Source organism: Tateyamaria pelophila (assembly GCF_019966495.1).
GTDB classification, from domain to species: domain Bacteria; phylum Pseudomonadota; class Alphaproteobacteria; order Rhodobacterales; family Rhodobacteraceae; genus Tateyamaria; species Tateyamaria pelophila.
The window spans coordinates 101530-128233 of sequence record NZ_JAIMIA010000003.1 but is presented as its reverse complement, the minus strand read 5'-3'; the positions used below and the strand labels follow the sequence as shown (position 1 = coordinate 128233).

General features: G+C 60.1%; 27 protein-coding genes. 8 read left to right on the top strand and 19 right to left on the bottom strand.

Annotation, left to right across the window (positions count from 1 at the left end; genetic code table 11):
• Positions 1-826: 826 nt before the first annotated feature.
• The 5 genes from LC354_RS02260 to LC354_RS02240 form a co-directional block, all read right to left on the bottom strand.
• Positions 827-3544, bottom strand: coding sequence for a DNA primase family protein (locus tag LC354_RS02260; protein WP_223421204.1), 2718 nt, complete (start codon positions 3542-3544; stop codon positions 827-829).
• Complete coding sequence (locus LC354_RS02255) at positions 3541-3888, bottom strand: hypothetical protein (RefSeq protein WP_223421203.1); 348 nt, start codon at positions 3886-3888, stop codon at positions 3541-3543. The genes LC354_RS02260 and LC354_RS02255 overlap by 4 nt, the downstream gene beginning before the upstream one ends.
• Before the next feature lie 122 nt (positions 3889-4010).
• The gene (locus LC354_RS02250; RefSeq protein WP_223421202.1) at positions 4011-4307 is read right to left on the bottom strand and encodes a hypothetical protein; all 297 of its coding nucleotides are present in this window, start codon (positions 4305-4307) and stop codon (positions 4011-4013) included.
• 74 nt (positions 4308-4381) lie between these two features.
• Positions 4382-4849 (bottom strand): hypothetical protein, encoded by a 468-nt coding sequence (locus LC354_RS02245; protein WP_223421201.1) that lies wholly within the window; start codon positions 4847-4849, stop codon positions 4382-4384.
• Positions 4846-5937, bottom strand: coding sequence for a tyrosine-type recombinase/integrase (locus LC354_RS02240; protein WP_223421200.1), 1092 nt, complete (start codon positions 5935-5937; stop codon positions 4846-4848). Before LC354_RS02240 ends, LC354_RS02245 begins: the two co-directional genes overlap by 4 nt.
• Before the next feature lie 492 nt (positions 5938-6429).
• On the opposite strand from LC354_RS02240, the gene LC354_RS02235 reads away from it, so the two are divergent.
• Together LC354_RS02235 and LC354_RS02230 are read left to right on the top strand one after the other, a co-directional pair.
• Positions 6430-6846, top strand: a complete 417-nt coding sequence (locus LC354_RS02235; RefSeq protein ID WP_223421199.1) for a universal stress protein — start codon at positions 6430-6432, stop codon at positions 6844-6846.
• Between the two features lie 217 nt (positions 6847-7063).
• On the top strand, positions 7064-8119 hold the full coding sequence (locus tag LC354_RS02230; RefSeq protein ID WP_223421198.1) for a Rieske 2Fe-2S domain-containing protein: 1056 nt from the start codon (positions 7064-7066) through the stop codon (positions 8117-8119).
• On the opposite strand, the gene guaD is transcribed toward LC354_RS02230, so the two are convergent.
• From guaD to LC354_RS02180, 10 genes are all read right to left on the bottom strand, one after another.
• Complete coding sequence (guaD, locus tag LC354_RS02225) at positions 8116-9417, bottom strand: guanine deaminase (RefSeq protein ID WP_223421197.1); 1302 nt, start codon at positions 9415-9417, stop codon at positions 8116-8118. The two genes, LC354_RS02230 and guaD, sit on opposite strands and share 4 nt — an antisense overlap.
• Before the next feature lie 12 nt (positions 9418-9429).
• Complete coding sequence (locus tag LC354_RS02220; protein WP_223421196.1) at positions 9430-10512, bottom strand: BMP family ABC transporter substrate-binding protein; 1083 nt, start codon at positions 10510-10512, stop codon at positions 9430-9432.
• Positions 10513-10538: 26 nt separating this feature from the next.
• Positions 10539-11456 (bottom strand): ABC transporter permease, encoded by a 918-nt coding sequence (locus LC354_RS02215; RefSeq protein WP_223421195.1) that lies wholly within the window; start codon positions 11454-11456, stop codon positions 10539-10541.
• Entirely contained in the window at positions 11456-12550 is a 1095-nt protein-coding gene (locus tag LC354_RS02210) for an ABC transporter permease (RefSeq protein WP_223421194.1), read from the bottom strand. The genes LC354_RS02215 and LC354_RS02210 overlap by 1 nt, the downstream gene beginning before the upstream one ends.
• The gene (locus LC354_RS02205) at positions 12543-14093 is read right to left on the bottom strand and encodes an ABC transporter ATP-binding protein (protein WP_223421193.1); all 1551 of its coding nucleotides are present in this window, start codon (positions 14091-14093) and stop codon (positions 12543-12545) included. The genes LC354_RS02210 and LC354_RS02205 overlap by 8 nt, the downstream gene beginning before the upstream one ends.
• A complete protein-coding gene (locus tag LC354_RS02200) occupies positions 14086-14745 on the bottom strand; it encodes a glutathione S-transferase family protein (RefSeq protein ID WP_223421192.1) in 660 nt (219 codons plus the stop codon). The genes LC354_RS02205 and LC354_RS02200 overlap by 8 nt, the downstream gene beginning before the upstream one ends.
• Positions 14742-15584, bottom strand: coding sequence for an aromatic ring-hydroxylating oxygenase subunit alpha (locus tag LC354_RS02195; RefSeq protein ID WP_223421191.1), 843 nt, complete (start codon positions 15582-15584; stop codon positions 14742-14744). The genes LC354_RS02200 and LC354_RS02195 overlap by 4 nt, the downstream gene beginning before the upstream one ends.
• Positions 15581-16222 (bottom strand): Rieske (2Fe-2S) protein, encoded by a 642-nt coding sequence (locus LC354_RS02190; protein WP_223421190.1) that lies wholly within the window; start codon positions 16220-16222, stop codon positions 15581-15583. The genes LC354_RS02195 and LC354_RS02190 overlap by 4 nt, the downstream gene beginning before the upstream one ends.
• 152 nt (positions 16223-16374) lie before the next feature.
• Positions 16375-16644 (bottom strand): acylphosphatase, encoded by a 270-nt coding sequence (locus LC354_RS02185; protein WP_223421189.1) that lies wholly within the window; start codon positions 16642-16644, stop codon positions 16375-16377.
• Positions 16641-17123 (bottom strand): nucleoside deaminase, encoded by a 483-nt coding sequence (locus LC354_RS02180; RefSeq protein WP_223421188.1) that lies wholly within the window; start codon positions 17121-17123, stop codon positions 16641-16643. The genes LC354_RS02185 and LC354_RS02180 overlap by 4 nt, the downstream gene beginning before the upstream one ends.
• A gap of 241 nt (positions 17124-17364) precedes the next feature.
• Here LC354_RS02180 and LC354_RS02175 point away from each other — a divergent pair, with 241 nt between their 5' ends.
• The 3 genes from LC354_RS02175 (at position 17365) to LC354_RS02165 (ending at position 19988) form a co-directional block, all read left to right on the top strand.
• A complete protein-coding gene (locus tag LC354_RS02175; RefSeq protein WP_223421187.1) occupies positions 17365-18267 on the top strand; it encodes an AEC family transporter in 903 nt (300 codons plus the stop codon).
• Between the two features lie 201 nt (positions 18268-18468).
• Entirely contained in the window at positions 18469-19386 is a 918-nt protein-coding gene (locus LC354_RS02170; protein ID WP_223421186.1) for an aldose epimerase family protein, read from the top strand.
• A 257-nt stretch (positions 19387-19643) separates the two neighbouring features.
• Positions 19644-19988 (top strand): TfoX/Sxy family protein, encoded by a 345-nt coding sequence (locus LC354_RS02165; RefSeq protein WP_223421185.1) that lies wholly within the window; start codon positions 19644-19646, stop codon positions 19986-19988.
• A 328-nt stretch (positions 19989-20316) separates the two neighbouring features.
• On the opposite strand, the gene ndk is transcribed toward LC354_RS02165, so the two are convergent.
• Positions 20317-20739, bottom strand: a complete 423-nt coding sequence (ndk, locus tag LC354_RS02160; protein ID WP_223421184.1) for a nucleoside-diphosphate kinase — start codon at positions 20737-20739, stop codon at positions 20317-20319.
• Positions 20740-20869: 130 nt separating this feature from the next.
• Here ndk and LC354_RS02155 point away from each other — a divergent pair, with 130 nt between their 5' ends.
• The 3 genes from LC354_RS02155 (at position 20870) to LC354_RS02145 (ending at position 24069) form a co-directional block, all read left to right on the top strand.
• The gene (locus LC354_RS02155; protein ID WP_223421213.1) at positions 20870-22720 is read left to right on the top strand and encodes an ABC-F family ATP-binding cassette domain-containing protein; all 1851 of its coding nucleotides are present in this window, start codon (positions 20870-20872) and stop codon (positions 22718-22720) included.
• Between the two features lie 112 nt (positions 22721-22832).
• Complete coding sequence (locus tag LC354_RS02150) at positions 22833-23456, top strand: MarC family protein (RefSeq protein WP_223421183.1); 624 nt, start codon at positions 22833-22835, stop codon at positions 23454-23456.
• Between the two features lie 31 nt (positions 23457-23487).
• Positions 23488-24069 (top strand): retropepsin-like aspartic protease family protein, encoded by a 582-nt coding sequence (locus tag LC354_RS02145; RefSeq protein WP_223421182.1) that lies wholly within the window; start codon positions 23488-23490, stop codon positions 24067-24069.
• Positions 24070-24162: 93 nt separating this feature from the next.
• On the opposite strand, the gene LC354_RS02140 is transcribed toward LC354_RS02145, so the two are convergent.
• The 3 genes from LC354_RS02140 to LC354_RS02130 form a co-directional block, all read right to left on the bottom strand.
• Positions 24163-24468, bottom strand: a complete 306-nt coding sequence (locus LC354_RS02140; protein ID WP_223421181.1) for a DUF1330 domain-containing protein — start codon at positions 24466-24468, stop codon at positions 24163-24165.
• 175 nt (positions 24469-24643) lie between these two features.
• Positions 24644-25099, bottom strand: a complete 456-nt coding sequence (locus tag LC354_RS02135; RefSeq protein WP_223421180.1) for a DNA polymerase III subunit chi — start codon at positions 25097-25099, stop codon at positions 24644-24646.
• Between the two features lie 4 nt (positions 25100-25103).
• Entirely contained in the window at positions 25104-26573 is a 1470-nt protein-coding gene (locus tag LC354_RS02130) for a leucyl aminopeptidase (protein WP_223421179.1), read from the bottom strand.
• Positions 26574-26704: the final 131 nt, after the last annotated feature.

Genomic DNA, 26704 nt, shown 5'->3' with positions numbered 1-26704 from the left:
AAGGCCTATATCAAATGGGAATGCCAGGATGCGTGATCATGCCAAATCCGAATTTCCAGACGTGGGGTTGCTCAATCCCACCGCCCGAAAAATCGCTGTGTTAATGCTGACGCTTTGGAAAACAGAAACCAACTATCAATGGACAAAGGAGGCCGATGCCTGACCTGAATTTCCGCCGCTGAACAGGCGGGAAGCGAAGTCCCGACGGGACGGAGGTTGATCGATCTCGTAAAAACGGCTGGGACACAGCAGACGCTACTTATCCCGCAATCGACATTGGAGACGATCCACCACCGAAAACCATCATGAGGCGCAGCGCGCGACCTCGTAGAGAACCATGCCCCGGATGGACAGATCGCAATCGCGCTTGACACAGCCGCAATCAGAGAACCGTTTTTGGCAGTTTCTGATAGCGGCCATTTGTGCGACTGCAGCGAATTCACCATTCGTCCGGCGTAGTGGCCCTTGAACTTTTCTCCGGGCGACCAAGGCGCACCGTCTCAGCACGGATGGGCAGCCTTGGAGTGGCTGCTGATCGCACAGATGGTGCCGTGAGCTGGCCGATCAACTGACTGGGGGCGATCCGAGCACCGGGACCCCATCGGTACGATAGCGGTGCGGGGTGCTGATCGATGGCGGGGCGATGATGCCCTCGGTGGTGGTGAGATGGGCTATCGATCCGTCTTCGCCACGATGCAGTAAGCTATTGCTGCTTCGGCTATGGGCTGCGGAGATACAGCCAATAAAGATTGCTGCTATGTGTTCTGTTTTTTTGTCTTCTGACACCTCTCTGGACTTATACGCATTAGGGAAAAATAAATTGTTCCTATGTAGGGGTAGGTTGCGGCGAATAGGTGGCAGAGGTGTCAGAAACGCGCCATTTAAGGCCTTTGAAGCCACGCTCAGTGCCTTGGCTGTTTCTTCCACGCTCAATCCGTAAGTTTTGGCTGTTCAAAGTCTTTACGAAACCGTCAAGCGTCCACATCCCAACATCATTTTCGGCAGCGTAAGCAGAGAAACCACCAACCAACGGTTTGTCTGGAGCGTGCATCCACCCATAGAAAAGTTCGCTAGAGGACAGGAACGCGCCGTCATCGTTCGTTTCTTCCAGATACTCGGCAACCCAAGCGCCAACAGGATTCATGCGAACCTCGCTTTGCATCATCAGGTCTTTGTGGGTTTTGGTTTCGGTGAAGCGGTTGTTCCGCTGCAAACGCTGCCAACCCTGAACACCCCACATCAACATCACATCCAGTTCCGTCATCAGCCGTGTGGGCAATGTGCGATCTTCGCGGCCATAGAAAGAGTTCGGGCATGTGAGATATTGAAAGCGGGATGCCAGAACGCCGTCGCTATCCCTGAACAGCGGGATACTGTTCGCCATCATCAGAAGCCGTGCTGTCGTTTCGCCGCGCCACGCGGTCTTATGCTTGCGGGCGATATCCACATGGTCTTCGCCTGTGACTGTCAAAATTGTTTCGGCCATCGCCGCAAAGTTCGAGTCCTTGCTCAGGCGGATGTCGGGGACAATCAGCAGTGATTTATCAATCGCCGCCTCAAGGGTGAATGTTTCGCCGATTTGCGTGGAGCGGATGCTGGCGACTGAGCCTTTCAACAGAGCTTTGAGCAGCTTAGTATATGTGCCTTTTCCGCTCCGTCGCTTGCCGATAATCATGAACGCTTTTTGCAGGTCGGTGGAACCCGACAGCAGATAGCCCGTAATTTCCTGCAAGAGTGTGATCTGATCGCTTCCACCCATCATGTCCTGCAGAAAGCCTTCCAATGCCGTCCCGTTGATGCTGGCTTGCGGGTTCCAGTGGGCATCAATCCACGCCGTCGCAAAGAATGCCGGGTCTTGGTGCAGGAGTTCACCGGTGTCGAAGTTCAGGACACCGTTGCGAACGCCCCGCCAAGTTCCAGAGCGGCCATCAATCCAGCCGTACTCGAGAGCGTCAGGGCGTCCCGTGACGGCCTTCAGCGCGGCAAGGTGGTTTGCGATGCTGGGTTTGGTCGCAGGGAAATAAGTGCGCTCCCAGTTATCTTTGACTTTCCGCAGACAGCACACGTGTTTTGACAGCCAATGATAAAGCGCACGCCCTACCCATTCATCCGAAACGCTTTGCCAATGTGTGCCTTGCCAGTGGTAAAACACCTCGCGCCAGAACATCAGAGTGTTTTGGCCGTTCCATTTGAAATGGATGTCGAGGAAGGTTCTGACGGTGTCGTCCAAACGCTCGACACCCATGATGGCCCGCTTTTCCAGTTCAACACCAAAGCTGTTCCGCAACCAGCATTCGATCTCGGCGCTATCAGGCACCCGTGACACATCTTGTGACACTTCCTGTGTGACAGGCCGCGCCCCTTCAGGCAGTACAGGGTTGCTCGGCAGCAATGTCAGAGTGTATTTAGCCCCGCCATGCGCAAAGCTGTTCACCATCGGCTGGCCTTGGTCCGAATAAATCTTGGCGGCTGTCTTGCCTGCCCCTTTCGGGTCGACAGGGTCGCAACAGGCCACACCGTGCCACTTCGCAGGCTGGGCAAGTATCTGGCCCACAGTGACCTTTTCACGGCCCACGGTCAGCACGAAATCGGAACACAGAACCTGCGTCGTCAGCATCGCATCTACGGTCGCCAGTGCCGTCTCATGTGACACGCCCGTGTCGTTGGCGATCTCTTCGGCCCGTTCGTTTCGATACTGGTCGCGCACTGCGTCTATCTGGTCCTGCATTCCCGCCTTGGCCATAACAAGGTGGGCGTCAAATTCGGCCAGTTCTGTCTGCGTGAGATCGGGTATCACGGCCCGCGTGTCGAGCATCTCGACACCCTTACGCATCCAGAACTGTTTGTCTTGGGTGACAGGCGGGACGCAGTGAGCGCGGATGTATGCGGGCTGTTGTGGCGTCTTCATCGCCATATCCACAAACGAGCGGTCCAAAAACTTCCCGTCGCGGCTCAATTTGTGACGCGCTTGCCCTCGCAAACACAACCGCACGTGCAAGGCGTGGAGCGCCCTTGGGATGTCGGTGCCATCGGTCACGTGGAGATAAGTGTGAAGCCCGCCAATGCCTGTGTTCGTGTCCAGGTACACGACATTGCTGGAACTGGATGTGGTGTGCAGGCAGGCATATCCTGCCAGCTTCGGTTCGGCCATGCACAGTGCGGCCCAAACCTGTTCCACAGTGATTTGCTCGCCGTTCGCATCCGAGTCCACAACCATCAGGGCCGCGCCCTCTGGCCAATGGATGTCATCTTGGGTGCGTGACATCACTGCCGTGGATGTGTCACCCAGTTCGGCCACAACGGGCCTCGGATAAACATCTGCGGTCTGATGGTCCGCAATGCCTTGCGTCATATATTGCGTGCTTGGCGCGTGATACAGCCACTCGTAAAACGCCTGCAATGTGGGGGCTTCGAAGGTCTGATATTTGCAGGCAACAAGCGTTCCTTCGGTATGCTTGCCCAGCGTCCCATCAGGCATCGGATACCGATGTTTACCCTCTGGCGCGGAATTTGTGGCGGCGTGTGTCAGGATACCAAATTTCATGCCGCCACCCCCCGCTCCCAAGCGACAAGCAACCGCTCGACCATCACAGCGGCCTCGGCCCGAGACGCTGCCTCTGTGCCTGCCAGGGCCGTCTCACGCAGCGGGGTTGGCCGCACGTGGCCAAGGGTGGGCAGGCACTCAAGGATGCGGCCCGTGACGGTCCAGTTGGCCCTTGGCAAACCGCTGCGGTCCTCCTTGATTGTTACTGCAATCGCGCATCCATAATGTGTCGCGAAGCCACGCAGGACGGTTGGTGTTGTTGGTGGTTTCGGCACCGGGCCTTTGACGCGGGGCGGTGTCGGTGCGGGTGGTTTTGGCACCCATTCGATGTGTGAAAATGTCATACTTATTCCTTGCCCGGCTGGGCGGATTAGCGGTATGATGCGCCCAGTTGGTGGGTCGCTTCATACGCGATTATTGGGAAGGGGGCGCTTTGGGGCGCTCCCTTTTTAATTAGATGTGGGTTTCACGTGGCTTTCCCTTCCAACCATTCCATGAAGCGGTCGGTGCGCAGAATGCTGCGAGCGCCCACCTTGGACATCATCGGAAAGGACGCATCGTCCTTGGCGAGATTGAACGCGGTGGAACGTCCGATACCCAACACAAGTTGGATGTCGTCCGGGAAAATCATCACGGGTTTTTGCAGAATGGTTTTCACCAGTTCTGTCTTGGCGGTAAGACCTTGGGCTTTCCCTACTTCGGTGGCGACCGCTTCGCGGACCGCCTTTGTCATTTGCGCTTCCAGCGCCTGTACATCGATCATTGATTCGCACCTCGGTGTTAAGATGCTTTCTCATATGAACGAATTTTCTGGCGTGTGCCAAAGGGACTCGCCAGCTATTTTTTGATGCTGTTGGGAATGTGTTTGCGAATCTGGTCCTCGGTCCTTGGGTTCTTGCCCCATTCCACCAGAATCTCATTCACACGTTTGCGGAGTTTGTAGGCCGCTTGGCTCTTGCTCGTATACACGCGCCCCGTTTCGGACTGCGCTTGCATGATTGCATTCACCACGTCTTGCACCGTCCCCTCTTTGGCATACTTGGCATCCGCCATGTCGCCCATGTGTTCGCGTTTGCCTTCCAGCACTTCATCACGCCCACTAACCAGAGACAGCACGGCCCCAAGTGTTGGGGGAATGTTTGTTTCTTCGGTTTCGGTGAAATCCTGCCACGCCTCAACCAAGGCAAAGAGTTCGGCCTCCCTGCCCTTCAGCTTTTCAACCACGGCGGCAGGCAGGTGCATCTCCGTGCCCGTGATTGTTCGCACAAAAGTCATCCCGTGTTCTGTCGGACCGATCTCAATCATACGCCCGACTCCGCATCCAGAACCTCAAATGCCTTGCTTTGAAGCTGTGCAATCACGTGGCCATAGGTGCGCTCAATCATCTGACTGGATGTGCCGCAGTGTTTGGCAACGGCGAAAATTGGCACACCAGCATAAAGTGCCCGCGTGATGAAACCGTGCCGCAGCGCATACATCGTCACCTTGGCAGGAAGCGCATCGCCACAGGCGGCAACCAGATGCTTCCATCGGTCGCGATAGGTGTGTACCGCAATCGGTTTGCCACTCGCCTCTGTCAAATGTGTCTGGCACGCTTCATGGCGCGTGGCGAACCACGCGGCAACCTTCGGAGTCAGTGTTATGTGTCGCGTGCCAATCTTGCCCGTCAGGGTCAGCACAGAGCCTCTGAGTGCCGCCTTCTTTGCGCCCCGCATTTCTCCCGGTCTGCACCCCGTCAGCCACAGGGCGCGAAGGAATGTGCCCAAGTCGGGATCGGTTTCGTCTGCGGTGTTCAAGAGGAGCGTGACTTGTTCGGGGGCCAACACAACGGCTTCATCCTCGATACCCTTGTCAGCTTCCTTGAACTTTTTGAGTTTCTGCCATTCGCCGTCGATGCCTTCGCGGTTCAATGCAGCCTTCAATGTGGCGACGATTGCGTTGGCACCCCGAACCCCGCGCTTATCTGTCAGGAGTTCGGTTTGCCATTTGTTGAGCGCGGCCTTTGAGACTGTCGCGATGGGTTCGCCACGAAGCGGCCCACACGCCTTCACATGGCTCCGTATGACGGCCATAGGGCGGGCGGCCTTGGTAAGCCCACAGGCGGCCACATAGTCGTCCAGAGCCTCGCCTATGGTCCGCAGGCTGTCGGGCTTGGTAGTGCCTGCCTCGGCCATCTCTCGAACCAGTGTGGCGGCTTGGTCAAACGTCATATCCACCACATTACCAATCACCCTGTCGGGCAGACCGGGAATACGTGCGCCCCAGCTTTGGGTGTCCGCTGTCCGCTTGCGCAAAAGGACGTACCGCTTTGAGCCAAGTGCGTGGCTGTAATAGCTGGAACGGGGCGGCAATGCGTCCCGTTTGCGTTCATTGCTCAAGTCGATTTTTGCCATCTCTTGGCCCTCGTGTTCAAAACCGTGTTCAAAATAGGTTCTAAACGCTACTGGACGCCAGACAAGCTCTTTTGGACGGGCTTGGGATAATGGCTTGTTTTATATTGTGATTTTTTGGATCGGGTGAAGGGAATCGAACCCTCATCACTTGCTTGAGAAGCAAATGCTCTACCATTGAACTATACCCGCGACATCCAACGAACTACGACGCGCACGCTCCGAAGGCAAGACCGGCCTGCATCCTTTTCGACCCGCACGTTGCGGTTGTCCAAGGCGCTCTGCACAGGTGCGCCACGGTCCACCCCACCAAAGGCAGCGATGCGACACAGGTGACAGTATCTTGAGAACCCTTGCGGACAGGTCGCGACGCAACCGGGCCAGACTGAAACCGCCAAAGAGCCACCATCGCCGCCTGGACACAGTGTTGACGCAGGTCAATGCCTTACCCCGCTTGCATCGTTACCCTCCCCAGACACCAAAGGAGGACACCCAATGTATTCACGCATTCTCGTACCTGTCGATTTGACCAACATTGATCAACTCACGAAGGCGCTCAATGTCGCCGCGCAAATGGCCAAGCAAAACGACGCAACCGTTGTCTATGTCGGCGTCGTTGACGCGGTGCCAACCATGTCGTCCCGCACCGAAGGTGAACGGATCAAGGCACAGTTGGACAGTTTCACCGCCGAACAGGCCAAGACCCACGGGATCAAGACGGACGATCATGTGACGCTGCGTGGCGATCTGCACCTGCATGTAGGCAAGGACATCATCGCGGCTGCAAAAGATGCGGATTGCGATCTGATTGTCATGGCCAGCCACGTTCCGGGCATCAAGGACCACATCTTTTCCTCGAATGCAGGCTACGTCGCGACCCACGCGCCAATCTGCGTCTACGTAATCCGCTGACGATGTCGGGCCAACGCAGCACTGACTGATTGCATGCGATGCCGGTTTCTATGACGGGTGCCGTGTCGCTGCGGCGCGGGTGCTCCGTTTCAAAACCTGAGCGACCGCCTGTCTGAACGGCACGCCGCAGGGCGCACCCCGCCCAAACTGGCCAAACCCCTTGCATTCTTCGGGGTTCCGGCGATCATGTCTGGACACATAACCCTAGGATACTCACGTGTTCCTGCCCATTGATCACTCTGCGCATGCTTCGGATCTGCCCAGAAACTGTACTTTTTCAGAGCACGATTGGCGGATCCTTTCGGGCTTCTGGCATCCGGTCGCCTTTGTGCATGAGGTCGGGAAAAAACCGCTTGCCGCGCGCCTGCTGGATGTCGATCTGGTGATCTGGAAGACGGGCGCGGGCGTGTCTGTCGCCCGCGATCTGTGCCCGCATCGCGGCACCCGGCTGAGCGCCGGCCGCGTGGATGGAGATCAGTTGATCTGTCCGATGCATGGTCTGCATTTCAACGCCGCCGGTCAATGCACCAAAATCCCGTCCAACCCGGATCAGTCCGCGCGGGTTTCGCCGCGTCTGAGGTTGCAGTCATTGCGAGTCGAGGAACGCTACGGCATCGTATGGACCTGTCTGTCGGACACACCAAGCTGGCCCTTGCCGGACTGGCCCGGCATCCGAGATGAAGCACTGAAAAAAGTGTTTGTTCCGGCAAACACATGGGCGGCCGCCGCCAGTCGGCATGTAGAGAACTTCAATGATGTTGCCCATTTTCCATGGGTCCACACAGCAACATTCGGCGGCAGCGAAGATGACCGCATCCCGCATTACGCGGTGCACGAAACACCCTCCGGGCTGACCTTCGATCTGGAGTATGACGAGGGTGGCAACCGCTTCCCCGACGACGTGCCCGGCGATACCCGCCACGTGGTCTATACCTACGAACTGACCTTTCCGTTTTCCACGATCATCATCATCCGACCCAATGACAGTTGGTATGTGCAGTATTTCGCCGACACCGTTTGCCCGGTTTCGGCCCATGAAACCCGGATCTTTCAGGTCGCCACCGACACCACCGGCGCACCGGACGAAACGTTTTTGATCAAGGAAAGTCTGATGATCAATGACGAGGACAAGCCGCTGGTCGAAAACCAGCACCCGGAGGATTTGCCGCTGGGCATCATGGACGAGGTCCACATCCCCGCCGACCGCATGTCCGTCGCGTACCGTCGCGCGCTGGTCGAAAAATTCGGCCTTGGCGCCCCACTGAGCAGCTAGACCGCTCCGGACACCAAGCGCCCCGCGACCCATGTGGCGCGGAGATCGCCGGGTGTCGCGCGCATCACGATGCCCTGCAACAGATCGTCGGCACTTTGCTCCACCAGGTCCACATCGGGCAAGTCCACCAGTACTGCATCGAATTGACGGCCCACTTCAAAAAGCCCGACCGGCAGGTCGAGCACATCCGCGCCCCCCGTGGTTGCCAGCCAGAACGCATCGCGGAAATCGACACGGCTGTCCCCGACACCGCGGTTCCCGGCCGGAGTTGCAGGATCAACCCCGCTTTCCAGCATCCGCGACCCCGCCACAGCCGCCCGCGCATTGTCCAGCAGGAACGCACTTGGGCCCCCGGAAATGTCGGTCCCCAGCCCCACGCGCACCGATTTTTCCAGCGCCCGGCGCAGCGGAAAGACCGCATTGGCGAAATAGGTATTCGACAGCGGGCAATGCGCAACGCCCGCCCCCCGCGCGCGGATCAGATCCATATCGTCCGCGTCGATGAAACCCGCATGGGCCAGCACCGTGCGCCGTGTGAGCAAGCCGAACTTGTCCAGCGCATGCGCATCGCTCATCCCGCACCGATCCAACACGTGCCCATGTTCCCAATCGCTCTCCGAGCAATGAGTTTGCACCGCCGCCCGGGTGTCACGCGCAAGCTGACCAAGGCCGTGCAAGGCCTCATCGCTACAGGCCGGTATAAAGCGCGGCGTGATCACAGGCTCCACAAGCGCATTGCCGGGGATCGCGCGCACGGCCTCCACGAAACTGGCGGTATCACGGATCGCGGTGGCCGCATCCGCATCGCGGTAATAGTCCGGGCATCCGTGCGGATCATCCATCGCCACCCGGCCCACCAAGGCCCGCTGGCCCTGCACGACGCAGATCTCGGCCAAGCGCAGACTGGCGGGCCCGTGGATCGTGGCGAAATAGACCGCCGTCGTCGTCCCATTGGCCAAAAGGCGGCGCACCAACGCGTCATAGACCCGCGTCGCAAAAGCCAGATCGGCGTAACGCGCCTCAAGCGGAAAGGTGTAGCGCTGCAACCAGTCCTCGAGCGGGACATCGAGCGCCGTCCCAAGCTGTGGGAATTGCGGCGCGTGAATGTGAAGATCGACCAGGCCGGGGATCAACACACCCTGCCCGCGCAAATCCACCACATCCGGTGTCTCTGTGGCATCAAAAGACGCCACAGAGGTGATTGTACCGTCCGCATCCACACGGATCAGCGCGTCTTGCATGCGCGCGATCCGCCCCCGGGTGGGGGTGTGGATCAGATCGGCCCGAAACACTGGCACGTTTGTGCGCCCCTATTGCGGAATGCGCGTTTCGACGCCGCTCACCAGCCAGTCGATGCTGGCCATCGCGCCATCCTCGATCACCTCACCATCGGCCAGACGCTCGGTGCCTTCCTGATCCAGGATCGGGCCTGTCAGCGGGTGGAATTCGCCAGCGCGAATCGCGGCAGCGGCCGCTTCGATCTTGGCCATGGTTTCGGCAGAGATCGAAGAAGACCAGCTTTTCACATCCACCGTGTCGTCCGCCATACCGCCCCAGAACGCGGTGCCTTCAAACGTGCCATCAATCGTGGCTTGAGTGCTCTCGATGAAATAGGTTGACCAGTCGGCGATCTGTGACGCCAGCAACCAGTTGGGTGCGTAATCCTTCATGTCGGATGAGGTGTTGATGACCCAGACGCCCTCTTCCTCCGCGACACTCACCACCGACGGCGTATCCTGATAGAGCGAATAGATCACGTCCGCCTGCTGCGCCATCAGCGCGCGCGCGCTTTCCTGTGCCTTGGGTGGATCGAACCAGGAGTTCAGCCAGACCACCTTGATCGTGACATCCGGGTTCACCTCTTGCACACCCAACGCAAAGCCATTGATCATGCCCACAACTTCGGGGATCGCATAGGCGGCCACGATGCCCACGGTATCGGTTTCAGTGACGTCCGCGGCGGCCATCCCAACAAGATACGAGCTTTCATAGTTCCGGCTCTGGAAGTTACCCAGATTGGGGGCCAGTTTATAGCCAGACGCATGGATGAACGTCATGTCCGGGCGTTGCTGCGCCAGCTTCAGGCCATCGTTCATATAGCCGAACGAGCCCAGCATGATCATCCCGGCGCCTTGCGCCGCCATCTGGTTCATGATGCGCGCGGCATCCGGCCCTTCGGGCACGTTTTCGACGAAAATGGTTTCGACCTGATCGCCAAAATGCTCTTCGATGGCTTGCCGTCCGTGGTTCAACTCCGCAGACCAGCCCACATCGGCGATGGGAGAGGGAAACAGAAATCCGATCTTGAGCTTGTCCTGCGCGGTGGCGGGCACGGCCAGCACCGTTACGGCAGCGACCGCCGTCAGTGTTGTTTTCAGGGATTTGGGCAGCATATCAATTCCTTTTGTTGGTTGCGGTATCAGTTGAGTTTCAGGGTCGCACCAAGGCTGGCGGGACTGTTGAGCCGGATAAACACAGGGTTGCGCGAGATCACGGCCAGCATGACAATCGTGACGATATAAGGCATCGCCGACATCAGTTGACTGGGAACATTCACGCCAAACGCCTGAATGGAGAGTTCGAGCAAGGAGATGGAGCCAAAGAGGTACGCCCCGAACGCCACCCGCTTGACGATCCAGGTTCCAAACACGGTCAGCGCCACGACGATCCAGCCCCGCCCGGCGATCATCCCTTCGGCCCAGAGCGGCGTGTAGGCCGTGGACATATAGGCCCCGCCGATGCCAGCCATGGCCCCGCCAAAGGCCACGCACCCCGCCCGGATCAGACGCACCTTCAGCCCCAGCGCATGGGCACTTTCCGGGCTTTCACCGATGGCGCGGATGATCAACCCCAGCTTGGTCCGGTTCAGCAGGTACCATGTGGCGAAAATCAGAACGATGCTCAGATAGACCATCACGTCTTGCTGAAAGAACATCGGTCCCAGCAGTGGAATATCCGACAGCGGGCCAAGGTCCAGTTCTTCCAGCCCGGTCACCGTCTTGCCCTCGTAGTTCTTGCCGATGGCGGACGACAGGCCCAGCCCCAGAATGCCGATGGCCAGCCCCGAGGCGACCTGATTGGCCCGAAAGACCAGTGTCAGCATGGCATAGATCAGCGACAAAACCGCCCCCAGCACCGCCGCGGCCAGAAATCCCACGCTGTGCGAGCCGGACACGGACAAGGCGACAAACCCCATCGCCGCCCCGGTCGCCATCATCCCCTCGATCCCGAGGTTCAACATGCCCGATTTTTCGGCCACAAGCTCGCCCATGGCAGCAAAGAGAAGCGCCGTGGCCGCCGCGAGCGTTCCGCTGACGATGAAAATCAGAACATCCATTATTCCGCCGGTGCCCCCTTTGGAACGGTCTCCGGGGTGATCCGCCGGATGCGCTGTGTCAAAAGGAACGAACACGCCAGATAGAAAGTCAACAGCATGCCCTGAAAGATACCGGTGACCGCGTTGGGCACGCCCACCGTCAACAGCGCAAAGTCTCCGCCGACGTAAACCAGCGCCATCAGCGCCGAGGCAAAAAGGATTCCGATGGGATGCAATCCCCCCAAAACCGCCACGATGATGCCCGCATAGCCGTATCCGGGCGACACGTTGCGCTGAAGCATGCCCAACGGTCCCGCAACTTCGCCGACCCCCGCCAGCCCCGCCGCACCGCCCGAGATCAGCAAGGCCAGCCAGATCGCCCGTTTCGACGAAAACCCCGCATACATTGCGGCTCCGGGGGCCACGCCGCCTACCGACAGCTTGTAGCCCGCAAGGCTGCGCTGGACAAAGATCAGCGCCAATACCGTGACCCCAAGCCCCAGAAACAGCGAGGCATTCACCCGTGTGCCGGGGATCAGGATCGGGAAGGTCGCGGACGGCCCGAAACTGATTGATTGCGGAAAGTTGAACCCCATCGGATCGCGCATCGGACCCGACACAAGGTAGTACAACAGTTGCAACGCCACGCTGGTCAGCATGAAGGTCACAAGGATCTCGTTGGCATTGAATTGCGCCCGCAGGAACGCCGCCACCCCGGCCCAGGCCATGCCTCCGACCATGCCCGCGATGATCATCCCCGGCAGCAACAGCGGCGAGGTCGTCCCATCAAACTGGATCGCCAGTAGCGAGGCCCCGATGGCCCCGACGATCAACTGCCCCTCGGCCCCGATGTTCCAGACCTGTGCCCGAAACCCGATGGCCAGCCCTTGCGCGATCAACAGCAACGGCGCCATTTTCAACAGCACTTCCCCAATGCCATAGGTGCTGCGCAGCGGGTCGATGAACACCGCCTCCAGCCCCTTCAACGGCGCAACCCCGTAGGCCATGAACAGGAACGATCCGCCGATGCAGGTCAGCAGGATCGCCAGCAACGACACCTGAATGGGCGCCCAGACCGACCGCTCCGGCCGGGCTTCGATCACGAACCTAGCCAAGGGCGGCCTCCTTTTCGACAGGAGCCGCATGCAGCGCATCGAAATCACCGGCCATGGCCAGACCCACGTGATTGATGTCCGTGGTGCGCACGCGCACCGCTTCGGACAAACGCCCCCGGAACATCACCTGTATCCGGTCGCAAATCTCGAAGATCTCTTCCAACTCTTCCGACACGATCAAAACGGCGGCACCCTCGTCCCGCAAATCGATCAGCTTTTGACGGATCGCAGCGGCCGCCCCCACATCGACGCCCCAGGTCGGCTGCGACGCGATCAGAACCTTGGGGCGCAACGCCAATTCGCGCCCCACGATGAACTTTTGCAAATTGCCCCCCGACAGGCTTTGCGCCGTGGCATCCGGGCCGCCGCACCGGACGTCCATGGTGTCGATGGTGTCACTGGCCAACTGGCGACGCTGCCCCAGCCGCAAGAAGCCCCACTTGACCAGACCACCGTGATGCGTGGTCAAACCGACATTCTCGGCCAAAGTATGGATCGGCACCGCACCGCGCCCAAGGCGCTCTTCGGGAATGAAATTCACCCCCAGCGCACGGCGGCCATCCGGGCCAAGCGCCCCGATCGGCGTGCCCTCCAGCATGACGCTGCTGCCCTTGTCCGATCGCAGCACGATCTCTCCTGCCAACGCCCGGGTCAGCGCATCCTGACCATTGCCGGACACCCCGGCGATGCCGAGGATCTCGCCGCTGCGCACGCTCAGGTGAACGTCCTTCAATACGGTGGCAAAGGGGTCTTCGGGCGTGTAGTTCAGCCCCGTCACCTCCAGCACCGTATGGCGATCGCCCCGCTCGGCCCCGTGGGTCGGCGGCGCAATCTCGCGCCCGATCATCATCCGCGTCAGACTTTGTGCATCCTCGACCCTCGGGTCCACAACGCCCACAACCCGCCCGCCCCGCATCACCGTGGCGGTGTCGCACAAGGCCCGGATTTCATCCAGCTTGTGTGAGATAAAGACAATCCCGATCCCCTCGCTGGCCAAGGCCCGCAAGGTCTCAAACAGCTTTAAAATGCCTTGAGGCGGCAAAACGGACGTCGGTTCATCCATGATGATCAGCCTCGGTTCCTGCAGAATACAGCGCAGGATTTCGATGCGCTGGCGTTCGCCCACCGTCATGGATTGGACGCGGGCCCCCGGCTCGACATCCAGACCGAATTGCGCTGACGCGGCCCTGATCCGCTCGGACAATTCCGCAATCGTGCCCGGCACCGCCAGCGAGATGTTTTCCGCCGCCGTCAGCGTGTCAAAAAGCGAGAAATGCTGAAACACCATGCCGATGCCGAGTTCGCGCGCCATCGCGGGCGATTGGATATCCACGGGCTGGCCGTTCCATTCCACCGTTCCCGCATCCGGGCGGACCGAGCCATAAATGATCTTCATCAGGGTCGACTTACCGGCCCCGTTTTCCCCCAGAACCGCATGAATCTCGCCGGGCATCACATCCAGATCGACGGCGTCATTGGCCAGCACTGCCGGATAGGCCTTGGTCACGCCGCGCAAACGCAAAAGCGGGGTCGGCTCAGCCATGCGCGCCCTCGCGCAATTCGTGCAACTGGTGAATACCCGGCATGGTCACGAAACCGGGCAGACTGCGCACCGCATAAAGCCAGTTGCGAATGGCCGGAAAGCCATCATGCTCCAGCCCCGCATCGGGGCTGAGCGCGACGTAGGGAAAACAGGCGATATCGGCGATGGTCGGATGATCGCCCACCAGCCATGTTTGCCCGGCAAAGACGCGATCCGTCAGCAGCAATTCAAATCCCTGGAGCTCTTTCAATGCGTCCTTGCGCACGGCCTCCCCGTCCACAGGCCAATCCAGCATCGCGTGCAGACGCGCCGCACCCACGCTGCCCGTCAACCGTGACGCAACACCAAGCCACTGCAAAACCTCGCCGCTCACGACCGGGTCGTCGGCCGGATACCACCGCCCCGTCGGGTCGAATTTTGCCGCAAGCCAGCCCAGCATCGCCTGCGTTTCGGTCAGCACCATATCATCCGCCGTCAGGATCGGCAGCGTGCCGGACGGGTTCAGCGCCAGCATCGGTTCACTGCGATGTTCAAAACCTGGATAGAAGTCCACGGCCACCGTGTCATACTCCACGCCCAGCAACGCCGCCATCAGGCGCACCTTGTAGCAATTGCCGGACAGCACGTAATTGTAGAGGGTAAAACTGCTCATGCGTCCTCTGTCATTGCGCCGTAATAAGCGCCCCGGCGCTTGAGCCAGCGGCGATAGGCGATGGAGGTCAGATCGGCCCGCGTGGGGATTTCCATCTTGGGATCAAGGGGCAATCTGGTCGGCCGCTGGTTCTCCAGAATGGAACGATCCTGCAAGAATATCTCCTGCTGAAACTGCACCAATTCAGCGAACTCTGAGCTGTCATCATAAAGTGCCATCCACGGCCAGACATCGCATTCGGTCTCGCTGCGCGGTTGCACAAAAATCGCGATCACATCCATTTCTTCGGGCCGGGGTGGACAGGTCTTGTACAAAACCGCCGTCGTCGGTGCGTGCACGCGATACGCGTATTTCGTGGTGATCCCCCCGCCTGCACTCTTGGCCGCCTGCGGTTGGTAGAAACTGATATTCGTGGCCCAGACCTCGTCTTCCTCTTCGCGGATTTCCGCCTTGTAGGCCATCACTTCGGTATGCGGCTCAGCCCCCAGAATATCGGTATGCACGAAAGGGAAATGCGCGATATCAAGGAAATTCTCGACGGCACGCAGCGGCGAGCACTTGACCCGTACGACGCCGCATGGAACGCGGCGGCGACCCGGCTGTTCGCCTTCGGGGATTTCGAACAACGCACGCGGGTCGTCGCCCAGCGTGGTCCAGATGTGATCATATCTGACCTGCGCGGGATAGCGGTGGCCCGCCTCGTCCGTAACCACCGGATCGTCGACCTGGCCCGAGACCCGCAGATCGCAGCCCAGCAACCGCGCCTTGCGCGGCCCACGCGTCAATCCGGGCACATCCGCGACCGCGTACCAATCGTTCAGGGCGTGTTCACGGCTCATGCAGCCTCCTCTTGTTGCGCTTCGACATGCCGACGCGTGGCCTCGCACCACCGCGACAGCGCAGACCGCTGTGCCACTGTCAAACCAGCGCTGGCAAGCGTCGTCACCTGCGTGCGGCCGTCCCCCAGTGGACTCAACAAGAGCATGACGGATACGGCACCGAAGTGAAGCACAGCACCGGCATCCGCCATCTGCCCCTCGTACGGAACCTGCGCCGCACCGCACTGCACCTGATCCGCCGACGCCGCCACGATGAAAACACGCAACGGCTCCAACCCACCGGGCAGGTCCGGCGCCTGGGCCTCACCGTCGGTACGGACCCAGATCACACCGTCCTGTTCGACGACGGAAAAACGATTTGTTCGAATCGTAGCCGGTGGATCCAGATCGGGGTGCGCCGGGATATAGGTACAGGTCCCTGCCCCATTGTAATGCCAACCGTGATAGAGGCAGGCCAATGTGTTGCCCCGCACAAACCCGTGGCTGAGCGCCATGCCGCGATGCGGGCAGCGGTTGTCCCAGGCGGAAATCTCGCCATTGGTCGCGCGCCAGACCACCAGATCCTGCCCGCCCACCGTGGCGCGCATCACTCGTTTGGCCGACAGATCACGGGATAATCCTACGGGCAGTGTTGACATCGATAGCAGCCTGTTCAGTCGGTTTCTTCACGCAGATGCTGACGGTTTTCCGGCGGCAGGAAAGCACAAAGCACAGAATTCCATCATCACGCGAGAACTCTGGCACATTTTTTGCCCGCCGCCTAATAAATAGGCAAGTCACGGAGGACAGGTCAGAGTTTATGAAATCCATTGGGCAGAGAGTCCAACGCCCGCGCATGGCGGTCGATTCTCTCGACCCAGACATCCATGGGGCCAAGGCTACAGGCCATTTCCATTGCATCCACAAGGGGTTCGGGGCCGCTCACCACGATCGTCATCGCCTCGGATCCATCCGGTTTGACCCAGCCATTCAGGTCCAGCACTCTGGCGCGGTGACAGACCCAGTCTGCAAACCCGCTGGACCCAAGCTGGCCCGTCAGCCGGAATTCCGTGGCCGTCACGAGGCCCCGCCTGACTTCCAGAACGCCTTGTGCTGCGCTGCAATCCGCTCTTCCAACGCCTCAAACGGGCCACGCACCTGCACCTCACGACGCCCCGAGGCAAAGATGACGCGACATTCCAGATCCTGTGTCTGATTTTCAGGATCATCCCCCGTCAATTCACCCAAACGGTGTTCCGTCATACCAAAGACGACAGCCCCGATATCGGCCCAATAGATGGTGCCCGAACACATCGAACAGGGCTCTACCGAAGTATAGAGCGTCGCCGCCAGCAACGTCGCAGCATCAAACTGACGCGCGGCCTCGCGGGCCAGATTGGCCTCCGCATGGCCCGGACCGCGATCGACCGAATAGCTGTTCTTGCCCTCCAGCAGCACCTCCTCGGTCTCGGACACCAGCACCGCGCCGAACGGGTGATTGCCCTCCCGCACGGCCTCATCGGCCAAATCGATGGACCGTTGCAGATGTTTCAAATCCATATCGCGCTGCATCTCGGGCTCACTCCAATTGAGATCCTTTCGTCGGCACAGTAGACCCCGCGCCCCGAAATGCCAGCAAAAGCCGGTATCGCAAAGCCGGCCGCATGACCGCAAACCTTGGCCACAGATCATCGCAGAGTGTGCGAACGCCTCATGCGCAAAAACGCGGCCCCTATCCCCTCGCTTGCCAAGCCGCTGAATTCGGGTAAAGCGGGCGCAGCACGAAAAGGCCGCCTCTCGCATGTTCCAGGTTCTCACGCATAATATTCTGCCGGTCTTTTCCATGCTGGCCCTCGGATACCTGCTGGGCCTCAGAAGCACCGTTTCGCGCGATGAAGCCGCCTCGATCAACCGGATTTCCTTGCTGGTGCTGCAACCGGCGTTGATCTTTCCGCTGATCTACGGGCTGGATTTCACTGACTTCCAGTTCGACGCCCTTGCGCTTTATGCAGCTTGTCAGGCGGTCCTGTTCTGCGTCACCTTCGGGATCGCCCGCGTTCTGCTGCGGCGCGACACATTGGAAAGCTGGCTGCTGGCGATGGCGACGATCTTCGTCAACACGCTCATGTATATCTGGCCGATTTCCTATCTGATCTACGGAGAGGCCGCCGCCGTTCCAATCACCAGCATCGTGGCCTGGGACACCGCGTTTTCCTTTGCCTTCTTCATCGTGACCACCGATCTGATTGCGAACAAACAGGCCTCCGCTGCGCAATCCCTGCGGCGGTTGGCCATGAACCCGATCCTGATCGCTATCGCGCTGGGGGCGGTCAGCAACATGCTGAATGTGCGCATGCCCATTGGCGTCATGAACGCGCTTGATTTCGCAGGTGGTGCCGCCGCACCCATGACGCTCTTTGCGCTTGGGGTGATCCTGTCCGGCCAGTCCCTGAAACTCTCGCCGACAATCGTCACGGTGTCGTGCCTGAAACTGCTGCTCTTTCCCGCGATGGTCTGGGGCGCGCTCCACATCGGGGACCGCCCCGAAAACTGGAACACCCTGTTTTTGCTTGGCGCCGCGGGCCCGTCCGGGGCGATGGCCTTTGCCCTCGCCGTCCTGCACGGCGTGCGCACCGATCAGATCGCGCCCGTGATTATCTGGACCTCGGCCTTGTCGCTCTTGTCGCTGGCCTGGCTGGCCTGACGCCGCCCCCCGCACGTGCACCGACCCGCGCCTGTCTTGCCGATTGCAGCCGCAAGCTGTCGTCAACGGTGGTGCCTTGGGTAAAAACATGACCGGCCTGCATCGCGCTTCACTGCGTTTTCCCGACATCGGAGCGAGGATGCACGTGACAGATAAGCTGCGGGGCTGGCGCCGGGCACGTCGCTCTGCCAAAGTTTGACCATGACACAAACATTCACGCTCGCCTCATCCGATCTGACAGTCACGATCTCACCCTTGGGTGCGCGGCTCGAAACCCTGCGGTTTCAGGGTGGGCCAAGCCTGCTCTTGCATAGCGACGACCCGGCCTGGCGCAACAGCTATGCCGGAACCATCGTCGGCCCGGTCGCCAACCGCGTAAAGGGCGGACAGGTCAGGATCGACGGCAAAACCTACCAGATGCCGTGCAATGAAAACGGCGTCACCGCGTTGCACAGCGGCCCTGACGGTCTGGACAGACAGACCTGGCAGGTTATCACCCATGACAGCGCCGCGCTGCACCTGCGCTGCACATTGACCGACGGCGCGGGCGGCTTGCCCGGCAACCGTGTGTTCGACGCGACCTACCGCGTTGACGGGCCATGCCTCAGCCTCGACATACGGGCCACGACCGATGCCGCCACGCCCATATCCCTCGCGCATCACCCCTACTGGCGGCTTGGCGACGCGTCCGATCATCGCCTCTGCGTCGCGGCAGAGACTTATCTGCCCGTGGATGCACGGAATGTGCCGACCGGGCACATCCTGCCCGTCGCCGGAACCGTCTTTGACCATCGCCACCCGCGCCCCCTCGATCCGCAGACCGATCACAATTTCTGCATCGCCACGGCACGGCGCAGCGCACCTGTCAGGGTTGCCACCTTACACGGCTCGAATGGTCTGACGCTGCGGATCGACAGCACCGAACCGGGCTTGCAGGTCTATGCCGGAGGTTTGATGCCCGACATGCCGGACGCGGGAATCAAACCCGGTGCAGGTATCGCGCTGGAACCGCAGGGGTGGCCCGATTCACCCAACCAACCCGGCTTTCCTTCAATCATCGCGTGTCCTGACACTGCATATTGGCAGAAAACCTCTTACCGAATAGCCATCGCCACATAATTGCCACAGTTCAGCCGCATCTGCGTCGTTTTCTTGTGTTGACGTTTCAGTGCTTCCGAGCAATTTGGCATTGCTCGTTAAAATGCGAGTTAAAAGGTAATCAGATGTCAGTTCATGTAAAACCTACCCCACAGACCCCTGTTCCAGGTCCAAAGCCCCAACCCAAGCCAAAGCCGGTCTTTACCGACTACGCAAGCATCTGAGGTCCGCACCCGCTGCGACGTGACAGCGGCGCGAACACGGATTAGGCTCACCTCATGGGCACCCCAGTTTCCTCGATCCGCAACCTCGGCCCCGCCATGGATGCCGCCTGCGCAAAGGCAGGTATTCCCGACGCGGAAACCCTGCGCGATCTCGGACCTGACGAAACCTATCGTCGCCTGCTGCAATCGGGCACCCAGCCCCATTTCATCGGCTATTATGTGCTGGTCATGGGCCTTCAGGGCCGTCCCTGGAACGACTGCAAGGGTGACGAGAAAAAGGCTCTGCGGGATCGCTTTTACGCGCTCAAGGTCGACGCTTTCGACAGTGGCCTGTCCGAGTTCGAACGGATGCTCGATCAAATCGGTGTGCGCGAAAAACCGACGGGCCACGGCCCTTGACCGCAAGGCGAAGGCAGCGTGCGCAGGACACACGCCCTGTTCATCTTTGCCGCCTATCCCTGTCGAACATCCCAGATATAGAGGCAGTGGCGTCCCACACCCACAAGGCCGGTGCACATGGGGTGCACAACAGGTGCACGCGGGGCACCGCCAAGGCGCCACCAATAAAGTAATTTAATATCAATACGTTACGCTTCATTTCGGATGTAAGAAATACCAAAGAAGCAAGCCACCCGCGCCCGTTGCATTTACACCCCGTTCACCGGACATGAAAAAACCGGCGTCCCCCTAGGGCACGCCGGTCCAATCCTGTCAAAACCCGTGCGGCTTAGCCGACCAGTTCAAGACCCGAGAAGAAATACGCGATCTCTTCGGCAGCCGTCTCGGGCGCATCCGATCCGTGGACTGAGTTTTCGCCAACAGATTCGGCAAAATCCGCGCGTACGGTGCCAGGTGCCGCATCCGCCGGGTTGGTGGCCCCCATGACTTCACGGTTCTTGGCAATGGCGCCTTCGCCTTCCAGGACCTGAGCGACGATCGGCGCGGAGGCCATGAATTCGCACAGCTCGTCATAGAACGGGCGCTCGGCATGCACCTTGTAGAACACACCGGCTTGTGCCTTCGTCAGGTGGATACGCTTCTGCGCGATGATGCGCAGGCCTGCATCCTCGAACTTGGCATTGATCTTGCCGGTCAGATTGCGGCGGGTCGCGTCGGGTTTGATGATCGAAAAAGTACGCTCGAGAGCCATGGGATCACTCCTGTGAAACGGGCACTCATATTCAGCGCCCTCATGTTGAAATCGCGGCTCCGATATCATGGGCCTTATGGGTTGGAAAGGCGCGATTGACGCCGCCGTGCAACTGCGGCACACCGCGCTCATGTTACGCATTACAGATATCAACTATGCCGTTGAGGGGCGCCCGCTGTTTCGCGAGGCATCCGCGACGATTCCAACGGGTCACAAGGTTGGCCTGATCGGGCGCAATGGTGCCGGGAAGACCACGCTGTTCAAGCTGATCAGAGGTGAATTGGTGCTTGAGGGCGGCGCAATTTCCCTGCCCGCCCGCGCCAAGATTGGCGGCGTTGCCCAGGAAGTACCGGGCAATGAAGTGTCGCTCATCAACACCGTACTGGCCGCCGATACCGAACGCGCCGATCTTCTTGCCGAGGCCGAGACTGCCACCGATCCGGGGCGCATATCCGATATCCAGACGCGACTGACCGATATCGATGCCTGGTCCGCCGAAGCGCGCGCCGCCTCGATCCTCAAAGGTCTCGGGTTCGAACATGCGGAACAACTGATGCCCTGTTCCGCCTTTTCGGGTGGATGGCGGATGCGTGTAGCACTTGCGGCCGTACTCTTTGCCCAACCCGATTACCTGCTGCTGGACGAACCGACCAACTATCTCGATCTGGAAGGGGCGCTGTGGCTTGAGGCCTATCTGGTCAAATATCCCCACACTGTCATGATCATCAGCCACGACCGGGAATTGCTGAACCGGTCCGTCGGGGCGATTCTGCATCTCGAAGACAAACAGCTGACCTATTACACCGGCAATTACGACAGCTTCGCAGCGCAGCGCGCCGCCAAACGCGCCGTTCAGGCCGCCGCCGCCAAGAAACAGGACCTGCGCCGGGCCCATCTGCAAGGCTTTGTTGACCGGTTCAAGGCCAAGGCGTCCAAAGCCAAGCAGGCGCAATCGCGGGTCAAGATGCTGGAGAAGATGGTCACCATTCGCGCGCCCGAAGATGCGGCCCGCACGGTGTTCAAATTCCCCGAACCCGAAGAATTGTCGCCCCCTATCATCGCAACCGAAAGCGTATCGGTTGGCTATGACGGGACCATTGTCCTGGGCCACCTCAACCTGCGCATCGATCAGGATGACCGGATTGCGCTGCTTGGCAAAAACGGTGAGGGCAAATCGACCCTTGCCAAACTCCTGTCGGCGCGTCTCGACCCGATGAGCGGTCACATGGTCAGCTCGAACAAGTTGCGGATCGGCTTTTTCGCACAGCATCAGGTGGATGAACTGCATGTTGACGAAACCCCGTTGCAGCACCTCATGCGCGAACGGGCGCACGAGGGACAAGCCAAGCTGCGCGCCCGATTGGCAAGCTTTGGACTGGGCCCGGATCAGGCCGAAACCGACGTCGGACGCCTGTCGGGGGGGCAGAAAGCACGGCTCTCGCTGCTGCTCGCCACCCTGCCCGCCCCGCATCTGCTGATCCTCGATGAACCGACCAACCACCTCGATATCGAAAGCCGCGAAGCCTTGGTCGAGGCGCTGACCGCCTATTCCGGCGCGGTCATTCTGGTCAGCCACGACATGCATTTGCTGTCGATGGTGGCCGATCGGTTGTGGCTGGTCAAAGACGGTCGCGTCAAACCCTACGAGGACGACCTCCAAGCCTACCGCAAAATGCTGCTCAGCGACAGCAAGCCCGCCAAACCGGCGGTCGAAAAACCCAAACCCAAACGACCCAGCCGCGACGCGATCCTGACGCTACGATCCGAAGTGCGCAAATCCGAAGCCCGCGTGACCAAGCTCAACGAGATGCGCGACAAGCTGGCCAAAAAACTCGCCGACCCCACCCTCTATGAGGACGCCAAGCTTGGCGAAATGGAGGTTTGGCAAAAGAAATATGCCGAAGTCATGGGCGCGCTCGAACGCGCTGAAAGCCTCTGGATGCAAGACCTCGAAAAACTCGAAACCGCCGAAAACGCCTGACCCTTCTCTTGGCCATAAATATCCCGGGGAGCGCGAGGGGCAGCGCCCCTCGTCCATACAAAATGAAACGCGCCGCACGGCGCTCACTCTGAAAACACCGCCTGAAAACGCCATGATCGACACCGCATTCCTGATCACCGCCTTCGTCACCATGTTCGTGGTCATCGACCCCATCGGACTGGCCCCGCTCTTCGTGGCGTTGACCCAGGGCGTGCCGGAAAAGCAACGCCGCCGCATCGCGATGCGGGCCTGTGCCATCGGCATGGCGATCCTGATCATGTTTGCGCTCTTTGGCGAGGCTGTGCTGGGGTTCATCGGCATCTCCATGCCCGCTTTCCGTGTGGCAGGCGGGATCCTGCTCTTCCTGACCGCTCTGGACATGTTGTTCGAGCGGCGCACAAAACGCCGCGAAAACCAGACCGAAGAAGAGGACTTCGACGACCCGTCCGTCTTTCCCATCGCGATTCCGCTCATCGCGGGCCCTGGCGCCATCGCATCCGTCATCCTGCTGACCGGGCAGAAGCCGGGCATCGAGGGGCTCGCGCTCGTGTTGGCCATCACGGCGCTGGTGCTGGGCGTCGTGATGTTGCTGTTTCTCGGCTCGTCCTTGCTGGAGCGTGCCTTGGGCAAAACCGGCATCACGGTGGTTACGCGCCTGCTTGGCATGCTTTTGGCGGCGCTTTCCGTCCAGTTCGTTCTGGACGGGCTGCGCAATTTCCAATTTGTCTCCGGCTGACATTTCGGCAACGCGCGCCTATATCAACATCATGAGTCCAGACAGCATTGCACAATTGATCTATCTCGGCGCCTTCGCCCTCGTGTTGGGCGGTGGCTTTTTGCTGACATCCCGGCTCAAGCTTGGGCAAACCCTGCAAATGGCCGCGATCTGGGGGCTGATCTTCGTGGGCGCGATTGGCGCAGTCGGCCTCTGGGGTGATATCCGCGATGATCTTTACCCCACCCAGACGCGGTTTGAAGACAGCGGACAAATCGTCATTCCGCGCAGCCGTGACGGGCACTATTACATCACGCTGGACCTGAACGGCGCGCCGATTCAATTCGTCGTGGATACCGGCGCCACGGATATGGTGCTCACGCAGACCGATGCCGCCGCCGCCGGGCTTGATCCGGGCGCGCTCAATTATTTCGGCCGCGCCTTCACCGCCAATGGCGAAGTGCGCACAGCGCCCGTGCGCCTTGACAGCGTCGCAATCGGCCCGCACGAAGACCGCGATGTGACAGCCGTGGTCAACGGTGGCCAGATGGAGCAATCTTTGCTCGGTATGGGCTATCTGCAACGCTGGGGCCGGATCGAGATCGAAGGTGGAGAGTTGACGCTGTCGCGCTAGTTTTCGCCACCTGACAGAAGAGACCTAACATGCCTGTGGTGCGCCCCGGGTGCTCGAACAAAAATTCATCTGGCGGCTATGCGGAACTCATTGCTATGGAGAAACCGGGCTGGTCTCCAAGGCGACCAAAGTGCTGCTCGCTGATCGGAGGCGGATTTCACGCGCAGGTGCATACTCGGGACTGTCATACCAAGCCTTGAGCGCCGCCATGTCCGGAAACTCGACGATCACCAGCCGATCAGGAGACCAAGTCCCGCTTGTTTCCAGCACTTCCAATGCTGCGCCTCGGGCAACAAAACGTCCTCCGAATTTTTCCAACGTTGGAACAACCGCGCGCTTATAGTCCTCGAATAATTCGGGTTCGGTGATCGTCTCATTGACGACAAGCAGTGCTGGCATGGCAAAATCCTCCCTAACTCTTTTACAGGGTAGACCGTAGCCGCAACATATTCGAAGGAACAAATCCAAACATTCGCTTCGGGCTCCTCGCCGTCCTCTGACATTTTCACTCAGCAATATTGGACCCGTGTCAGATACCTGCTCTGATCAGCATTCTTATATCAGGTGCGCTACACTAGGTCTCGGCCTTCTTCTCCCACCGCCCGCTTTCCTCGGACCAGTATTGCGCCGAGGCGGACGCGTCTTTCAACGGCTTCCACTGTGCCCGCGCCGTGACCAGTTGCTCCGGGTCCTCGCCATCAAACAGGATACAGACACGGTCCAGCGCCGCCACCTCTTCGGGTGACACCGCCGCACCGTCGACCGACATCACGCAGGTGGCCCCGTTGGACGCCGCGCCGGTGGTCAACAGGATCGGTTGATCGGCGTCATGGGGCCCGCCTGCAAGGCCGTGGGGCAGAAATCCGTCCTTCTCCGCCGTCCACAGCCTTTCATCCAGCCATGCAAGGCGACCCAGATCCGTCCCGCGCACCGCCACACGCCATCCCGCCTGGCGGGCCTTGCCCAGCAGCATGCCCAACGTGTCCTCCATCGGACGGCGCGTGATGTGATAGAAATAGGCGGCCCCCATCGGATCAGTCCTCGAACTTGTCCGCCACCAACCGGTTCAACGCCATGACGCCCCAGCCCGTCGCCCCCTTGGGCGCAAGCGCCGTTTCGCTGGTGACCGAGGCCACACCCGCGATATCAAGGTGGATCCAGGGCGTCTCGGGCTTGACGAACCGTTGCAGGAACTGCGCCGCCGTGACCGACCCCGCCGCACGGCCCCCGATGTTCTTCATGTCCGCGATCCGCGACTTCAACAGGTCATCATAGGCCTGCCCCAGAGGCATGCGCCACGCGCCTTCGCTTTCGGTGCCGGCCGCTTTCAGAAAGGCGTCACACAGATCATCGTTGTTGGAGAAGACGCCCGCGTTCTCGTGGCCCAACCCGATGATGATGGCCCCTGTCAGGGTCGCCAGATCGATCATGCCCGCAGGTTTGAACCGTTCTTGCGCATACCACATCACATCGCACAGGACGAGGCGGCCTTCGGCATCGGTGTTGATCACCTCGACGGTGTCACCCTTCATCGAGGTGATGACGTCGCCGGGACGCGTCGCATTGCCCGACGGCATGTTTTCGACCAGCCCCACGAGGCCCACGACATTGGCCTTGGCCTTGCGCAGCGCCAGCGCGCGCATCGTGCCCGCCACGACGCCGGCCCCGCCCATATCCATGGTCATGTCTTCCATGCCCGCCGCCGGTTTCAGGCTGATCCCGCCGGTGTCGAACACCACGCCCTTGCCCACCAGTGCCAGGGGTGCCGCATCCTTGGCCCCGCCATTCCACTGCATCACGACCACCTTGGACGGGCTGTCGGAGCCTTGCCCCACACAGAGCAGCGTCCGCATCCCCAGTTTGTCCAGCGCCGCCTCGTCCAGCACCTCGACGGTCAGGCCGAGGGCCTGCATGTCTTCGAGGCGTTTGGCAAATTCCGTCGTGGTCAGCACGTTCGCAGGCTCGTTAACCAGATCGCGGGTCATGAACGTACCCTGCGCGATGGCGAACAAAGACGCGCTCGCGTCCTCGGCGTCATCGGGCTTGGAGCACATCACCGTCACTTCGCCCTCCGGCTCGTCTGCGTCGGTCTTGTGATCCGAAAAGGTGTAGTCGCGCATCACGAAGCCAAAGGCCAGTTCGGCAACGCGACGCGCGCCATCCACCGCCAGCAGCATGTCGCCGGTGCCGCGCAGCTTGGCCAGCGCCGCCCCTGCCTTGCGCGCGTCCGCCACCGAGTGATTGCGCGGCAAGCACACGACATCCACCGCAGTCGCGGCCATACCCGCGGGCCAGGCCATCGACATGACATCGCCAGACTTCACTTTCTGGAAGCCGTCGCTGTCCACAAACCGCTGCACCGCGCCCTTGGTCAGGCGATTGACGCGGCGCGCGGAGGCTTCAAGTTTGCCCTCCGGCGTCACGATGACCGCGATCCGGCCCTTCATGGCTGCGAATGCGTCTATGTCTGTTGTAACAAATGAGATCGGGGTGAGTTCGGTCATGGCAGCCTCTGCAAAATTCTGTGATTGCCCTGAGACCTAACCCGACCATCTGCCTCTGACCAGTGGGCACGCCACGTTTAGGAGTTTTACCCAGCGCGACCTTGGGTTAGTTTGCCCCCATCAAAGCCGCG

Bases quoted from the DNA above. Each gene is read 5' to 3' on its own strand.
- LC354_RS02235 (WP_223421199.1), top strand. From the start codon at position 6,430: ATGTATTCACGCATTCTCGTACCTGTCGATTTGACCAACATTGATCAA.
- LC354_RS02195 (WP_223421191.1), bottom strand. From the start codon at position 15,584: ATGAGCCGTGAACACGCCCTGAACGATTGGTACGCGGTCGCGGATGTG.
- LC354_RS02155 (WP_223421213.1), top strand. From the start codon at position 20,870: ATGTTACGCATTACAGATATCAACTATGCCGTTGAGGGGCGCCCGCTG.
- ndk (WP_223421184.1), bottom strand. From the start codon at position 20,739: ATGGCTCTCGAGCGTACTTTTTCGATCATCAAACCCGACGCGACCCGC.
- LC354_RS02150 (WP_223421183.1), top strand. From the start codon at position 22,833: ATGATCGACACCGCATTCCTGATCACCGCCTTCGTCACCATGTTCGTG.
- LC354_RS02260 (WP_223421204.1), bottom strand. From the start codon at position 3,544: ATGAAATTTGGTATCCTGACACACGCCGCCACAAATTCCGCGCCAGAG.
- LC354_RS02250 (WP_223421202.1), bottom strand. From the start codon at position 4,307: ATGATCGATGTACAGGCGCTGGAAGCGCAAATGACAAAGGCGGTCCGC.
- LC354_RS02215 (WP_223421195.1), bottom strand. From the start codon at position 11,456: ATGGATGTTCTGATTTTCATCGTCAGCGGAACGCTCGCGGCGGCCACG.
- LC354_RS02205 (WP_223421193.1), bottom strand. From the start codon at position 14,093: ATGGCTGAGCCGACCCCGCTTTTGCGTTTGCGCGGCGTGACCAAGGCC.
- LC354_RS02190 (WP_223421190.1), bottom strand. From the start codon at position 16,222: ATGTCAACACTGCCCGTAGGATTATCCCGTGATCTGTCGGCCAAACGA.
- LC354_RS02255 (WP_223421203.1), bottom strand. From the start codon at position 3,888: ATGACATTTTCACACATCGAATGGGTGCCAAAACCACCCGCACCGACA.
- LC354_RS02145 (WP_223421182.1), top strand. From the start codon at position 23,488: ATGAGTCCAGACAGCATTGCACAATTGATCTATCTCGGCGCCTTCGCC.
- LC354_RS02175 (WP_223421187.1), top strand. From the start codon at position 17,365: ATGTTCCAGGTTCTCACGCATAATATTCTGCCGGTCTTTTCCATGCTG.
- LC354_RS02220 (WP_223421196.1), bottom strand. From the start codon at position 10,512: ATGCTGCCCAAATCCCTGAAAACAACACTGACGGCGGTCGCTGCCGTA.
- LC354_RS02180 (WP_223421188.1), bottom strand. From the start codon at position 17,123: ATGGATTTGAAACATCTGCAACGGTCCATCGATTTGGCCGATGAGGCC.
- LC354_RS02240 (WP_223421200.1), bottom strand. From the start codon at position 5,937: ATGGCAAAAATCGACTTGAGCAATGAACGCAAACGGGACGCATTGCCG.
- LC354_RS02245 (WP_223421201.1), bottom strand. From the start codon at position 4,849: ATGATTGAGATCGGTCCGACAGAACACGGGATGACTTTTGTGCGAACA.
- LC354_RS02170 (WP_223421186.1), top strand. From the start codon at position 18,469: ATGACACAAACATTCACGCTCGCCTCATCCGATCTGACAGTCACGATC.
- LC354_RS02140 (WP_223421181.1), bottom strand. From the start codon at position 24,468: ATGCCAGCACTGCTTGTCGTCAATGAGACGATCACCGAACCCGAATTA.
- LC354_RS02200 (WP_223421192.1), bottom strand. From the start codon at position 14,745: ATGAGCAGTTTTACCCTCTACAATTACGTGCTGTCCGGCAATTGCTAC.
- LC354_RS02135 (WP_223421180.1), bottom strand. From the start codon at position 25,099: ATGGGGGCCGCCTATTTCTATCACATCACGCGCCGTCCGATGGAGGAC.
- LC354_RS02165 (WP_223421185.1), top strand. From the start codon at position 19,644: ATGGGCACCCCAGTTTCCTCGATCCGCAACCTCGGCCCCGCCATGGAT.
- LC354_RS02130 (WP_223421179.1), bottom strand. From the start codon at position 26,573: ATGACCGAACTCACCCCGATCTCATTTGTTACAACAGACATAGACGCA.